Origin of the sequence: Flavobacterium subsaxonicum WB 4.1-42 = DSM 21790 (assembly GCF_000422725.1) — a bacterium.
Taxonomy (GTDB): domain Bacteria; phylum Bacteroidota; class Bacteroidia; order Flavobacteriales; family Flavobacteriaceae; genus Flavobacterium; species Flavobacterium subsaxonicum.
This window is the reverse complement of record NZ_AUGP01000017.1, coordinates 501,577-516,052: the sequence shown is the minus strand read 5'-3', so window position 1 is coordinate 516,052 and position 14,476 is coordinate 501,577. Positions and strand designations below refer to the sequence as shown.

Sequence of the window (14,476 nt, the reverse complement as noted above, 5' to 3'; positions counted from 1 at the left end):
TGACGCTGACGGATTTTAATTTTTGACAGATAAAAATGGTCAAAACTTAACGAATCTCGAAGTCCAAAAGTGAAATATTAAGGCAAAAAACGTCGCTTTCTTATGTTAGAAAGCGACGTTTTTTTTATTTATCAGATGATGAATTTATAATTACGGATATGTAATTCCGGTTACCTCTTCGGCAAGCTGCCATAGCTTTTTGGCAACTGTTTCATCCATTCCTGCAGCAGATATTGGGTCTTCGCCTGGATAACCGCGGTAGCCGCCATCCTGGTCAGGGCCATAAAACCTACCGCTTTGTGCTTCAGGGTCTACCGCTGCAAATAACGATGGCAATGCCCCCTGCCAGGGCTCCATCAATTCGCCAACACGCTCTAAAGCAGTATTATAGGCGTCGGGGCTCATGTGTCGGGACAGGTTGGTTTTATTAGCGCCGGGCTGTACAGCTATAGAGGCAACATTGTCTTTGGTGGCTTCAATTCTTCGTTGTAGTTGTTTAGAAAACAATATGTTAGCCAGTTTGCTTTGGGCGTACTCGCGAAAAGCATCGTAAGAATGCTCTGATTTTAGGTTATCAAAATCGATGGCACCACTCAGGTAGGCATTGCTGCTAACGGTAACCACGCGCGAGTTTGATGTGGCTTTAAGCAGCGGGTATAAATACCCTGTTAAAGCATAGTGTCCCAGAAAGTTAACGCCAAATTGAAGCTCAAAACCATTAGCAGTTTTAGAAGCGGGTGTAAGCATTACCCCGGCATTGTTTATAAGTACATCAAGCTTAGTGTGTTGCGATACAAAAGCATCGGTAAATTGCTTAACGGAATCAAGGTTGGTAAGGTCTAGGTGGGAGGCTTCAAGCACCCCTTTGCCGTTGTGCTGCTGTAAGCGGGCAATAGCCTCGTTAGCTTTGCCTAAATCGCGGCAGGCCAATATAATATGAGCTCCGGCGTTGTAAAGTGCAAGGGCGGTTTCGTAGCCAATACCGGTGTTAGCCCCAGTGATAATCACCGTTTTACCGGTTTGGTCTGTAATGTTTTTTGTTGTCCACATAATGTAATTGTTTATGAGGTACAAAGTTCTGATATACAGCAACCGCATCTATACCAATAAGAAAGTATAAAGTGCAAAAATCAATCAATTTGAGACTGGCGGTATTTTAAAGCGGCAGTTTTAACCCTGCTTTTAAAGAAGTTCGAAAAATGGTTCGATTCTTTAAAGCCCAGGCACCAGCCAATTTCAGCAATATTCCAGTTAGTGCTCTTTAGCAGTATTTTAGCTTCCTGTAAAATGCGTTCGTTTATTAACTGGGTGGTGGTTTTGCCGGTAATTTCTTTAAGCGCTTTATTTAAATGATTAACGTGGATGTTGAGCTGCGCCGCAAAGGCCGAAGCCGAATTGATCTTTATCGCCTGGTTGTTAAGCTCTATGGGGAACTGCCTTTCCAGTAATTCGACAAATAATGAGGTTATGCGCTCGGCGGCATTGTGTGTAAATGTCTGGGTGCCAATGGCGGGCTGCATTTTTTGTGCACCGTGTATAACCTCCATAAGCAGGTTGCGCAGCAAATCGTACTTATAGGTGTAGTTACTTTGCAGTTCTTCAAACATCCTGGCAAATAAGGTGTTGAAAATTTCGGCCTTATCATCAGATAGCGGAATTATAGCTGTATCAGCACCCTGAAAAACAGGGTATTGGTTAATACTGCCAAAGCGGCTAAAAAAATCTTCGGTAAAAACGCACAGGTAGCCGGTATGTTTTTCGCTAATGCGTTCCCAAAAATAAGGCACCATAGGGTTGGTAAAAACCAGGGTGTGGCCCTTTATTTCGATACATTGGTCGGCATAATGAATTTTGCTATGCCCCTCTATAAGGCTAACCTTATAAAAGCTGCGGCGGCTGTAGGTAACCTGCTTGCTTTTAGGCGCAAGTATACCGGCAATATCAAAAATATTAAAGTGCCCAATTTCGTTAGGTATCGTTTTGGGGTCCTGGTCAGGAAAATAATTGTAAAATGTTTTGAGTTGTACTACTGCCATAAGGCAAAGGTATAAAAATCAAATGAAGACAGGTTTTCGAAATCTGGCTAAAACAAGCCGTTTAGCTCCGCATTAATACGGTTGATGATCTCTCCCAGGTCTTCGGGGTTATCTACAAAGTTATTCTTATCAACATCAACAATCAGCAGCTTGCCTTTATCGTAGTTCTGGATCCATCCCTCATAACGCTCGTTAAGGCGGCTAAGGTATTCTATAGAGATAGAATTTTCGTAGTCGCGGCCACGTTTATGTATGTGTTTCACTAAGTTAGGTATCGAGCTGCGAAGGTAAATAAGCAAATCAGGAGCGCCCACAAAGCCCTCCATTAGCTCAAATAACGACTTATAGTTGTTAAAATCGCGGTTGCTCATAAGGCCCATTGAGTGCAGGTTGGGTGCAAATATGTGCGAATCTTCGTATATAGTACGGTCCTGGATGATTTTCTTGCCACTCTCGCGAAATTGCAGTATTTGGCTAAAGCGGGTGTTTAAAAAGTAGATCTGCAGGTTGAAGGACCAACGCTCCATCTGGTGGTAAAAGTCGTCCAGGTAAGGGTTGTCTACTACATCTTCGTAATGTGCTTCCCATTTAAACTGCTTGGCTAACAGTTCTGTAAGTGTGGTTTTTCCGGCGCCTATGTTGCCTGCAACAGCTATATGCATTATTTTGAAAGGGTAATTTTATATTGGATGATTTCGGTGTCAGTAAAAATAGATAAAATTTGTGCTGAATAATAGAAAGACCTAAAGGTTTTTTCAACGATTTCTATTCGTTTGCTGCTTTGCACCGCTAAATTGTACAGGTAAAGCACGTTGCCTTTGCTAAGTAAAACCTCTGTGGGCGATACCAGCTGCACGGCATCAAACGCGGGCACGTTGCCTAAAAAGCTTACGCTACCAAACAGGTTGACAGCGAAGCATTTGCCGGTTACATCTATCCAGTAAAAGTAATTATAATCGCTTTGGTAGTACTTAATACCATCGTTAAATGGGGGGGTAAGTGTGCGAAAAGTGCCCCTTGCGGTATCGTAAAGCCCTATTTGCTGGGTGGTTACATCATACAGCCACAGGCGGTTTTGCGATGCCAGTCCTGCGGCCTCTACAATAAGTTCCTGCTCGGGCAGGGTAGAAAAATTGTACGATGAGGTTTCGTTTAACTGGTTGTCTAACAGTACTACCGTGTTGAATTTTCGGTAAAACAGTACTATCTGTAAGGGGTTTTGAAGGTCTACCCTGTAAATTTCGCCCAATGCCACGTTTTTGCATTTAAGGGTGCGGCCATCTTTCTGTTTACGGAACTCGTTCTCTAAAATGGTATACTCCCAGCCAAAAGCATCAATGCCCACGTAGCGCTCGGGCCCGGACTTGGCATTGCTTAGCAATTTTACAGGCAGGGTAAGCTCCTGAGCCTTGGCAGGTAACAGGTTAGAGATAAGGAGCAATAGGAACAGCAGTTGTTTCATACACGGTAAAGTTACCCTTTTAGTTGTAAAAATAGTAATAAATGTGCCTGGTTGATAAGTGCCTGATTTTAAAATTTGGCTAAAGCCCTATACTTTCGCTATCTAAACCCACGGCTAAAGCCGTGGGCAACTCATCTCATCCATAAACAATTATGAGTTGCCCCTGACTTTAGTCAGGGGGATAGTGTAGTAATCAGCTCTTGGCTTTAGCCAAATATGGGCTATATCTTTATCCGTTCGAAAAACTGCTTTTTGTACGATTCGCTTATAGGTATACGTGTAGCATCTATAACAACCCTGTTGCGCTGTACAGAGTTAACGTAGTTAAGGTTAACAATATAAGAGTTGTGTACCCTGATAAACGTTTTTTCGGGCAGCCGTTCCATAAGGTTTTTAAAGTTGGAAAGGGTAAGCACGTGCTTGCCATTGGTAAGGTTTATTTTAAGGTAGTCTTTAAGGCCCTCGATAAATTTAATGTCGGTAATAAAAATTTTAAGGTTCTCGCTATCAGACTTTACAAATAAAAAATTGTCTTCGGTAGTTGTGGTAACAACGGTTTGCTGCTGAATAACAGTGGGTTTATCGCTCTCCGGAAGTTTTACTTTATTAACCGATTTTAAAAACCGTATGTACGAAATGGGTTTTATAAGATAGTCTACAGCCTCCATTTCAAAGCCGTTTATGGCAAACTGCGGATAGGCTGTGGTAAAGATAAACTGGGGCTTGTATTTTAGGGTATCTATAAATTCGAGCCCGCTAAGTAGTGGCATTTCAATATCTAAAAAAATAAGGTCTACGCTGTTGGCGTTAATAAAATTCATGGCCTCTACCGGATTGGTAAAGCATTGCAGCACCTCTATATGGGCAACGGTATCGCAGTAGTTTTTTATAATATCTACGGCAAGTGGCTCATCATCAATAATGACCGTTTTAAGCTTCATTGAGTTTTAGTGTTAGGTCTACATAAAATTTATCATTCTCGGCGTAGGTTTTCAGGATATTCTTATCTGGGAAGTAAAGGTTAATCCGTTTAACAGTATTCTCTATACCCAGTCCGCTCGATTCGTCCTTTTTTAGCTGCATATTAATATCATTAACCACAAGCATATTAATTTCATTGTGCGATATGGTGAATTTTACCAGTATCTCATTGGTAGTAGCCGGGTTAACACCATGTTTAAAAGCATTTTCTATAAAACAAATAAACAATAGAGGTGGAATAAATATGCCTGTAGGCGAACCAATTACCTCCAGCTTAATGCGGTTATTCTCGGTTAGCCGAAGTTTTTGCAGCTCTATATAATTTTCGATGTAGAGAATTTCTTCCTGAAGCTGCACCTTGGCCTTATCGGTCTCATAGAGCATATAGCGCATAAGGTCGGATAGGTTGAGTACTGCAACCGAGGTCTGGTCTGACTTTTTTATAGCCAGCGAGAAGATGGTATTGAGCGAGTTAAAGAAAAAGTGGGGGTTAAGCTGCGCCTTTAAAAAGTTAAGCTCGGATATTTTTTTCTCGGTCTCGGCCTCTTTCTGGCGTTTAAAGGTGCTGTTCCACTCTACATACATCTTAAACATAGTACTGAAGGATATGTGCAGTATGATCATGACAAAGCTGGGAAAGTACCTAAAAAAGTGCCTGTATTCCGGCGGCCTTTGCATGCCTTCCGGCGGATGCCCGGCAAAGTGCGCATTTACCGCTATAGTGCGCCTGATAAACTGGGGCGTTGGCTCTAAAAAAGAAATTAAGTAAGTAAAAATAAGTGTAATAGCAAGGGCAGAAAGTATGTACCACGCCATTTTATTTTGAAGTAACAGCTTGGGCACCAGCCAAAAATAATTAAAGTAAAATATAGACATGCACAAAACCGTGCGAATTAAAAACTCTATAGGAAACTCGTTGTGCTCTATAATAAAATTACCCACAGGTATAAACAAAAACAGCAGCCAGAAAAATACATGGAGCAGTACAAACCTAATGTTGAACGGTAAATTACTATAAGCTTTTTTTAGCATTTTGTTTTTATTTTTAACGAATCCAGGTCCTGTTGGGTAATGCCGGGCATTTGTTTGTGCTTAATTTTATCTATTACGCAGTTGCTTACTTTTACAGCATCGAGGCTGTCGCAAAAAGCGGTGTTGCCCTCTATGCCCGGTATAAAATCCTGCTTAATAAGTAATTTGCCCTTAATGCTAATACTATATCCAAAACCGCTGCCCGCGCGGTACACAGTACTTTGCGGGGCATTGGTTTGTTTTGTATTGCAAGAACTGGTAAGTAAAAGCAAAACGGCAATTGTGCTATAAAGTTTTATGCAACGGTAATAATTATTAATCTTCGTCGTCATAATCATCAAAAGGTTTAAACTCAAACATATCATCATAATAGTAGTTGCCATATTTGCCTAACAGTACAAAGCCTCTTGTGCTTGTATTAAGGGCAACGGCATCCTGCCTTGTGGCACCTTCAAAATCAGTTTTCTTGTCCCACTCGTCTGTAGCAGGGCTGTACTCCCAAACGGTGTTGCTGTCGCCACCGCAAATGTAGCCGTAGCTGCCCATAGAAAACCCGGTACCGCCAGAGCGAACAATAGTATAGGCATCGTCATCATCAAGGTCTTTAAGTCTTGTCCATACTTCGGTTGTTGTATCAAACACCCAGAAATCTACCTGGTTAATAAGGTTAGAAGCACCTGTGCCAAAGTATACCTTAGTACCAATGGTAAACGTTACGCCTTCGCGCCTTTTGTTACCGCCAAAACCAAACTGTTCTTCCCAGGTATCGGTATCAGGGTTGTATTTGTAAAAATCTTTACGGTCGCCATCGCCATCAAAGCCAGAACCTACATAGCCGCTGGTAGTAGAGTTAAACCCTACGGCAGCGCGCCTTGCAGTACCGCCATAATTGGCTATCTGTGTCCAGGTATTGGCACCGGTATCGTATTTGTAAAAATCGCCCAGCTCATCTGTACCGTCATAACCGGTACCAATGTAGCCATTGCTGTTAATGGCAAATGCCACGGCAGAGCTTCGGCCCACACCCGGGAAAGCCGCCTTTTGTACCCAGTAGCCGCCATCTATATTGTATTGCCAAAAATCGGTAAGGTAATCGTCTCCGTCGTATCCCGTGCCCACATAGCCAAAGTTGTCTATAACAAAAGATACTGCGCCGCTGCGTGGAGAACCGTCAAACACGGTACTGGTAATCCAGTTGCCAAGATCGTCGGCATCATCATCGCTGGAGCAGCCCGTTAAAAGCGAGGCCGTTAGGGCAAGGCCCCATAATAGTTTGTTATTTTTACGTAAGAAGGGATTTTTCATGTGCATTTAAAAATTTAAATTGTATTTAAAACCTATTGATATATATAAGCTGTTATTAAAATTTATGTTGGTATTATTAAACTCAAGGTTGTTGTAAAAGCTATAGCCGGTTTTAAGGGTGCCAATCCACCCGTCTGCAGATAGGTAGTTGTATTCCAGACCCGCATTAACGGTTAGCATTTCTAAGGTGTTTATTTTGGCGGCATTGTTGCCTTGCAGGCCATCGTTTACATAATTGTCTCCCCCAATCTTAGTATAGATGGCATCTGCAAAAACAACCGATTTTAGTGTGTGCCGTGTACCTAACTTATAAGCAAACTCTGTGGCCGGTATGCCAAGGTTATACGATATTTTTTCGTTAACCTTTTTATAGTAATTAATAATGGGCATAAACCTGTACTTACCAAAATAGCCCTTATAGCCCACACCCATAGTCAATGTAGAGGGGCGGTTGCCGGTTGTGGTTTTGGTTACGCCCACAAAAAAGCCGGGGTAAATATCTTTAATACCTGCACCCTCAAAATTGGTGTTAAGCTCTGGTGTTAAAGAGGCGACACCCTCCCAAGTGCCGCCAATCTTAAACAAATAACTAACACCTACCTTTAAAGATGTTATGCCTTCTATAGTGCTGCCATTAAATGGTGTAGTAAGCCTGTTGCTCTCTACGTTGTATAAAGACACCCCTGCCGTGTACAACAATTTGCTTTCGGCAAAATGCTGCGTATAATTAAACTGCGCAAAATGCCGCGTAAACGACGTAGACCCGCTATTATGCTGGGTGGTATAATCGTATTTAAAAGAATTTGTTATTTCCTGCGAGTAACCTGCACCTGTAACTAACAACAATAAGGCAGCAAACAATCTATACATGGTAGCAAAAGTTTAGGCAAACATATTTTTATTTTGATACACCAAAAACTATAATATATTGATGGGCATATTGTTTCTACAATTACCCGTTTTTTGTCTACCAATGCCCATAATGCCATCCGTAGGTAAAATAGGCCTGTTTGTAGTTGCTTTTTGGGGTATTATATATATGTTTTTTTAGATGGTTAGGTAGTAACCTATTTTTGGCTACCTAATTAATAATTATGCGAATTTTATATAGCACCCTGCTTTTTTTTGCTACCCTTTTGCTGCTGTCCTGCGATAATGATACCGATGCTTTCGAGTCGGGACAGGATTTTACCCAAAGCAATATTAAGGTGGTACAAATAGATACCTTTGGTTTAAACATGTCTACCTTTAGGTACGATAGTATTACAACATCCGGCTACGACAGGATAATGGTGGGCCGGTATGCAGACCCCTATTTTGGAAAGGTAAAGGCAACCGGATTTATCGATTTTTTACCTGAAACCTATTATATAGACGATGCCGCAGTTTTAGACAGCGTGGTGCTAAACATGCCTTACGATGGTTTTTATTATAACGATACGCTACAGCCTAAAACCATAAAAATACAGGAGCTTACTAAAGAGATTCGCTTTAAGAACGATCAGTCGTATTTCTACAATACATCCGATGTTGCTGCAAGTAGCACTATTATTGGGCAAAAAACATTTAAGCCCCGCATAAGCCGCGATTCGCTTACGGTAACACTCGATTATAATTTTGGGCAAAACCTGTTTTCTAAAATACAAAACAGTATTATTAACGATGCCGAGCAGTTTACCGATTATTTTAAAGGCTTTAAAATTAGTGCCGATGATGCAGAGGATGCCGCTATAATGGGCTTTACAGCTTCTACAAGTTATGTGCGTATGTATTATAAAATACCCGGCGAAGAAAGCACCGCTGTACAATATGTAGACATGGTTTATAACAGTGGCACAAACCCCAAGCATTTTAGCCGGGTAGAGAGCGACAGGGCCGGTACGCTGCTCCAAAGCTTAACAGGGCAGGAAAACGAGGCCACAACATCATCCTTAAACAATTATGCCTTTATACAGGCGGGCATTGGTATAACTACAAAATTCACTTTTCCCAGCATACGCGAAATTGCTACGGTAAACAGCGGCAATGGCAACGGCGATATTTTTAAGGCCAACTTAAAAATTAAGATCCAGAATGCCAATTACAGCAAAAACCTGTATACCAGCGATTCGCTCTATATGTATGTAATAGACCAGAATAACGATTACGTTAGCCGCCTTACTGATAGTGCCGATAACCCTATTATGGCTTATGTAGACAAGCAGGATGTAGAAAATAACGAGGTATATCTTGTAGCCCCTGTAGAAGTTTTTCTTACCAACGCCATTAATAACGCCGATTATGCCAAGTACGGCATTATACTGGTGCCCGTAAACTTTAATTCTACTACAGAGCGCCTTATACTTAACGGCGAAAAAAATACCAATTACAAATCCAGATTAGAACTTACCTATGTTATATACGATAAATAGGCTGGCATTGCTATGCCTTTTGCTAACGGCAACGGTTGCTTTTGGCCAGTCTGAGACTAATAACCTAACCAGCTCTCCGTATTCGTTATTTGGTTTAGGCAGTCTCAATTCATCAAATGCCGGCAAAACAAATGCCCTGGGTAGGAGTGGTATAGCCCTTTCGGGCGAAACGGCTATTAACAACCTTAACCCAGCGGCATACGCCGGCATCCTTAAAAATTCTTTTATGACCGATATCGGCCTAAAAGCAGAGCAAAACTACTTTACCAACAACGCCGACGAGAGTACTAAGAAAACCTACAACTTTTCTAACATAAGTGTGGCACTGGCCATTTCAGAGAGGTCGGGTATTGGTATCAGTATGCTGCCGTATTCAGATGTTGGCTATTATCTGCAGGGTGTAACCGGGGTTATAGAAGGGTCAGACCAAACCTTTAGCAGCAATATAGAGGGCAGTGGTGGGCTTAACAACGTTGCTATTAACTACGGCTACAAGTTAACCCCCAAATTAAATGTGGGTCTTAATGCATCGTACTATTTTGGTAATATTACCGAAAGTGAGTATGTTACTCTCGACGGCGATTACCTTAGCGTATCTGAAGTTAACCACTATGGTGGCGTGCGCTTTGGGGTGGGCTTTCAATACATGCCCAATACTAAATTTACTTTTGCAGGTGTAGTTACCCTGCCGGCCACCCTTGGTGGTACTCAGGACAGGGAGGTGTATAAAATTGTAAACTTATTGGAAAGCGACGTTGAAGATGTTAACAGGACCATACCTAATTTTAAACTGCCTGCCGAATTTACCGTGGGTATTAAATACACCTTTGCCGATGTCCTTACGCTTAACGCCGATTATAAGCACTCTTTTTGGAACGCTACCGATATGGAAGATAACATTGGTGCCTTTACCGACCAGGATTTAATAGGCGTAGGTTTAGAGTATTATCGCATTAAATCGCGCCCAACTTATTTAGAGCGCATGAAATACAGGCTGGGCACCAATATGGATAACGGCTACCTTGAGGTAAACGGCACCCGTATTAAAAACCTGGCACTAACATCGGGTCTTGCGTTACCGTTAAGCCAAAGGGGCAACTCCTTCTTAAACATATCGTACAGCTACGGCCAAAGGGGGCAAATATCTAACACCCTTGTAAAAGAAAAATACCACCTAATTACCGTAAACTTAAGCCTTGACGATATTTGGTTTGTAAAACGCAAGTTTGAGTAACCTCACCCTAGCCCCTCTCCTTTGGAGAGGGGAGCAGCTTCACTCATGTATAACTTATCCGACCAGTGTAACCTTTTCACGCTCCCCTCTCCAAAGGAGAGGGGCTGGGGATGAGGCCAAATAAGCAACCCCAATGCTACATTCTACGCTTTAGTTATAGCCATAAATGCCCCATTTACCGCTTGTTTTGCCCTATTTGTATATATTTTTTCGGGCATTGTAGTTAAAGTTCTATTTTAGTATAAAATTTAAGACAAGTCTGTGTAACTAAACGGGCTTTTAATAGTCTAAACTAAAAAATACTAAGATCAGCATGAAAAAAATAACCTATATACTACTTGCCGTATTTAGCGCACTAACGGTTAACGCACAAGATTTTCAGGGAATGGCGGTGTACGAATCTAAAACCACCCTGCCCGATATGTCTAAAATGGGTGCACCCGGTGGCCGCGATATTACGCCCGAAATGCGCAAACAAATAGAGGAGCGTATGAAAAAAGCCCTCGAAAAAACATTTACACTCCGTTTTGATAAAACGGCTTCGGTTTACGAAGAAGAAGAAAAACTCGATGCTCCCGGTCAGGATGGCGGCGGCATGCGCATGATGGCCAGTTTTATGGGCGGTGGCGGCAAGCACTTTAAAAACGTAAAAGAAAAACGCTACGTTATAGAAAAAGAAGTTTTTGGCAAAGAGTTTTTAATAGATGATACCCTGCCTAAGCTTACCTGGAAAATGGAAAGCGAAACCAAAAAAATAGGCAACTATACCTGCTATAAAGCTACGGCTGTTATACCGGCAAGTAAATCGGACTTCAGGAATTTGAGAATGAAGAAGGATGATGCCAAAAAAGACGATACCAAAAAGGCTGATGAGCCTAAATCTACCAATTTTATGGACCAGATGGAAATACCTAAAGATGTTACCATAACAGCATGGTATTCTCCGGAGATACCCATTAACCAGGGACCTGAAAATTACTGGGGCCTGCCGGGACTTATTTTAGAGGTTACCGATGGCCGCACTATATTGCTTTGCAGTAAAATAGTGCTTAACACTAAAGAAAAAGCCGAGATTAAAGCGCCAACCAAAGGCAAAAAAGTTACCCAGGCAGAGTTTGACGACCTTGTGGTTAAAAAAATGGAAGAAATGCGCCAGATGTACCAGGGGCAGGGAGGTCCAGGTGGCATGAGGCCACCGCGCATGAACTAAGCTTTTCGCACTCAGCATTCTCACACAATTACATTTCCCTAAAATGGTTAAAATACTACTGGGGCTTGCCCTGTTTTTTTCTGTTGCCACCTTTGCACAAAACGTGCGGTTAGAAGGTACCATTAAAGATTCTACCGGTGTTGCGTTAGAAATGGCCAATATAATGGCGGTTAACAAAGTAACCAATACAATGGATTCGTATGCCATTACCGATGATACCGGGCGTTTTCAGCTACAGCTTAAAGCTAATACTACCTATACCATAAAGGCCAGTTACATTGGCTATTCCAGCTTTGAAGAAGAGGTTAAAATGGGGGCTGCCAACTCCGTTAAAAGTATCGTACTCAAGGCGGGAGTTGAACTTAAAGAGCTGGAAATTGTGCAGGAAATGCCGGTTACCATAAAAGGCGATACTATTGTGTATAACTCTGACTCGTTTACCAACGGTACAGAACGCAAGCTGGAAGACGTGCTTAAAAAACTGCCGGGTGTAGAGGTAGATGCCGATGGAGGCGTTAAGGTAGAGGGCAAGACTGTTACCAAATTAATGGTAGAGGGCAAAGATTTTTTTGATGGCGACACCAAACTGGGGGTAAAGAACATTCCTGCCGATGCTCTGGATAAAATTGAGGTGCTTCGAAATTATAACGAGGTGGGTCAGCTTAAAGGACTTGAGAATAACGAAGAAAATGTTGCCATGAACATTAAGCTTAAAGATGGCAAAAAGAATTTTATGTTTGGCGATGTTTCGGCAGGAGCTAGTATTGGCGAAGGCGAACGCTACATTGTTAACCCTAAGTTGTTTTACTACAGCCCTAAATATAGCATAAACCTTATCGGCAATTTTAATAATACGGGTGAGCTGCCGCTTACCATGCAGGATTATTTTAAAATGAGTGGCGGTTTTAAGAACATGATGAAAAAGGGCGGTACTAACTTTAGTGTAGGCTCTAACGATCTTGGCCTAACGTTACTTAGAAACAACAGGGCTAAAGAAATTGAAACTAAATTTGGTGCGGCTAACTTTAGCTACAACCCTATAGAAACGTGGACAATTAGTGGCTTTGCCATTATAAATTCGAGTAAGAACGGACTGGAAACGCACAGTCGTAACCAGGTGTTAGACCCTGTTACGGGCGACCCCGAAACAACGCAGGATACTGATGAGACTTCTTTGCAACGCAGCGATTTTGCTTTGTTTAAACTTAGCTCCACCTACAAGCCCAACAAGAATTTCCAGATGGATTATGATGCGTTTTTTAAAACATCAAAACAATCTGAAGATAATGCCTTGTTCTCTTCGGTTTACCCGGAAACATCGCAAAGCCAGGATATTTACACCTTGAAGAAACAGAATCCTTTCTCTGTAAACCAAAACTTTAACCTGTACTATACGTTAGACGACAAAAATGTATTTGCATTCGAGTTGCAGCATTTGTACCAGGAAGAAGACCCGTTTTATAACGCTAATCTTGCCAACAATCCCTTTCCGGATGCTGCCATTGGTGATGCGTCGTTAAACCTTGGGCTATTGCCTGCTACGCGCTACGATATTAACCAGACCCGTTTTGTAACCACCAATAAGGTAGATGCCAAAGCCGATTATTACTACATGCTTACACCAAAAAGCAACATAAACCTTACGTTAGGCAATACCTATTCGTACCAGGGGTTTAACAGTGCTATTTTCCAGGTTCTGGATAGTGGTACAGAAACCGACCTTAACGAGAATACCAAGAACAACGTAAACTACAGCTTTAACGATGTATTTTTAGGCGCACACTATAAGTTTATTGTTGGCAAGTTTACGGTTAATCCGGGGGTAAGTGTACACAGTTACAGCTCTTTTAACGAGCAATTAGGCACTAAGGTAGATAACAATTTTATGAGGGTACTGCCCGATGTTTACGCCGTATACCAGCTTAAAAAATCGGAAAGGTTGCAATACACTTATAACATGACGACCGATTTTACCGATGTTGCCAAATTTGCACAGGGGCTGCTTTTAAACAATTATAACTCGTTGTTTAGGGGTAACCGTAATTTAGAGAATGCCCTGTATCAAACGCATAACCTAAATTACGCTAAGTACAACATGTTTAATTTTACGCAGATATTTGCCAACGTTAATTACAGCCACCGTATGGATGCTATAAAAAACCTTTCGGCATTTAGCGGTATTAACCAGGTAAGCACGGTAGACAACTCTAATTTTGCCGATCAGGTAGTGTCGGGCTCCATTGGCTACACCCGCAGCTTTGCACGCCATTATAAGGCATCGGCAGGGGGCAGCCTTTCGTGGAGTAAGTTTAATAACTTTAGGTTCGACCAGACCGGAGGCAGTACCGATGTTACTATAGAAAATTCGTTAAGGCAGGTAAGCGAGCAATTTACACAAAACTACAACGCAAGTTTTAGCACCAATTATAAAAGCTGGCCTAATTTAGAGGTGGGGTATACGTTAACCATTAACGATTATGCCAACAATAAATTCTATACCCACAGCCCGTATGCCCGTATGGATTACCTGTTTTGGGAAGCGTTTACCGTAACCGCCGATTATACTTACAGCCACTATTATAACGATGTTAAAACATCCGATAACGAATATGATTTTTTAAGTGCCTATGTAATGTACCGCCAGCCGGGTAGCAAGTGGGAGTTTAAAGTGGGAGGCACCAACCTGCTAAATACCACATCTTTAAACGATGACAGCTTTAACCAGTTCAGCACCCGTACATCGCGCTACAGGGTGCAGCCGCGCTATTTATTGCTAACGGTTAGGTATAATATATAAGTGCTGAA

At 41.9% G+C, this 14,476-nt stretch carries 13 protein-coding genes; 4 read left to right on the top strand and 9 right to left on the bottom strand.

What is annotated here, in order from left to right:
- Positions 1-150: 150 nt before the first annotated feature.
- From G509_RS0105195 to G509_RS0105155, 9 genes are all read right to left on the bottom strand, one after another.
- Positions 151-1,050 carry an oxidoreductase gene (locus tag G509_RS0105195; RefSeq protein WP_026990557.1) on the bottom strand — a complete coding sequence of 300 codons (900 nt, stop codon included), beginning with the start codon at positions 1,048-1,050 and terminating at the stop codon, positions 151-153.
- 80 nt (positions 1,051-1,130) lie between these two features.
- Positions 1,131-2,036, bottom strand: coding sequence for a helix-turn-helix domain-containing protein (locus G509_RS0105190; RefSeq protein WP_026990556.1), 906 nt, complete (start codon positions 2,034-2,036; stop codon positions 1,131-1,133).
- Positions 2,037-2,083: 47 nt separating this feature from the next.
- Positions 2,084-2,698 (bottom strand): deoxynucleoside kinase, encoded by a 615-nt coding sequence (locus G509_RS0105185; protein ID WP_026990555.1) that lies wholly within the window; start codon positions 2,696-2,698, stop codon positions 2,084-2,086.
- Positions 2,698-3,498 (bottom strand): hypothetical protein, encoded by an 801-nt coding sequence (locus G509_RS0105180; RefSeq protein ID WP_026990554.1) that lies wholly within the window; start codon positions 3,496-3,498, stop codon positions 2,698-2,700. The genes G509_RS0105185 and G509_RS0105180 overlap by 1 nt, the downstream gene beginning before the upstream one ends.
- A gap of 221 nt (positions 3,499-3,719) precedes the next feature.
- Positions 3,720-4,439, bottom strand: a complete 720-nt coding sequence (locus G509_RS0105175) for a LytR/AlgR family response regulator transcription factor (protein ID WP_026990553.1) — start codon at positions 4,437-4,439, stop codon at positions 3,720-3,722.
- Entirely contained in the window at positions 4,429-5,511 is a 1,083-nt protein-coding gene (locus G509_RS0105170; RefSeq protein WP_026990552.1) for a sensor histidine kinase, read from the bottom strand. Before G509_RS0105170 ends, G509_RS0105175 begins: the two co-directional genes overlap by 11 nt.
- Positions 5,505-5,843, bottom strand: a complete 339-nt coding sequence (locus tag G509_RS0105165) for a DUF4907 domain-containing protein (protein WP_026990551.1) — start codon at positions 5,841-5,843, stop codon at positions 5,505-5,507. Before G509_RS0105165 ends, G509_RS0105170 begins: the two co-directional genes overlap by 7 nt.
- Positions 5,827-6,816: a Kelch repeat-containing protein gene (locus G509_RS0105160; protein WP_026990550.1), complete on the bottom strand. Its 990-nt coding sequence runs from the start codon at positions 6,814-6,816 to the stop codon at positions 5,827-5,829. Before G509_RS0105160 ends, G509_RS0105165 begins: the two co-directional genes overlap by 17 nt.
- 6 nt (positions 6,817-6,822) lie before the next feature.
- Positions 6,823-7,686: a DUF6268 family outer membrane beta-barrel protein gene (locus tag G509_RS0105155; protein ID WP_026990549.1), complete on the bottom strand. Its 864-nt coding sequence runs from the start codon at positions 7,684-7,686 to the stop codon at positions 6,823-6,825.
- 224 nt (positions 7,687-7,910) lie between these two features.
- Between G509_RS0105155 and G509_RS0105150 the strand changes: the two genes are divergently transcribed.
- From G509_RS0105150 to G509_RS0105135, 4 genes are all read left to right on the top strand, one after another.
- The gene (locus G509_RS0105150; RefSeq protein WP_026990548.1) at positions 7,911-9,227 is read left to right on the top strand and encodes a DUF4270 family protein; all 1,317 of its coding nucleotides are present in this window, start codon (positions 7,911-7,913) and stop codon (positions 9,225-9,227) included.
- On the top strand, positions 9,208-10,461 hold the full coding sequence (gene bamG / locus G509_RS0105145) for a BamG family beta-barrel-assembly machinery protein (RefSeq protein ID WP_026990547.1): 1,254 nt from the start codon (positions 9,208-9,210) through the stop codon (positions 10,459-10,461). The genes G509_RS0105150 and bamG overlap by 20 nt, the downstream gene beginning before the upstream one ends.
- A gap of 313 nt (positions 10,462-10,774) precedes the next feature.
- Entirely contained in the window at positions 10,775-11,671 is an 897-nt protein-coding gene (locus tag G509_RS0105140) for a GLPGLI family protein (RefSeq protein ID WP_026990546.1), read from the top strand.
- Positions 11,672-11,714: 43 nt separating this feature from the next.
- Positions 11,715-14,468, top strand: a complete 2,754-nt coding sequence (locus tag G509_RS0105135; RefSeq protein WP_026990545.1) for a TonB-dependent receptor — start codon at positions 11,715-11,717, stop codon at positions 14,466-14,468.
- Positions 14,469-14,476: the final 8 nt, after the last annotated feature.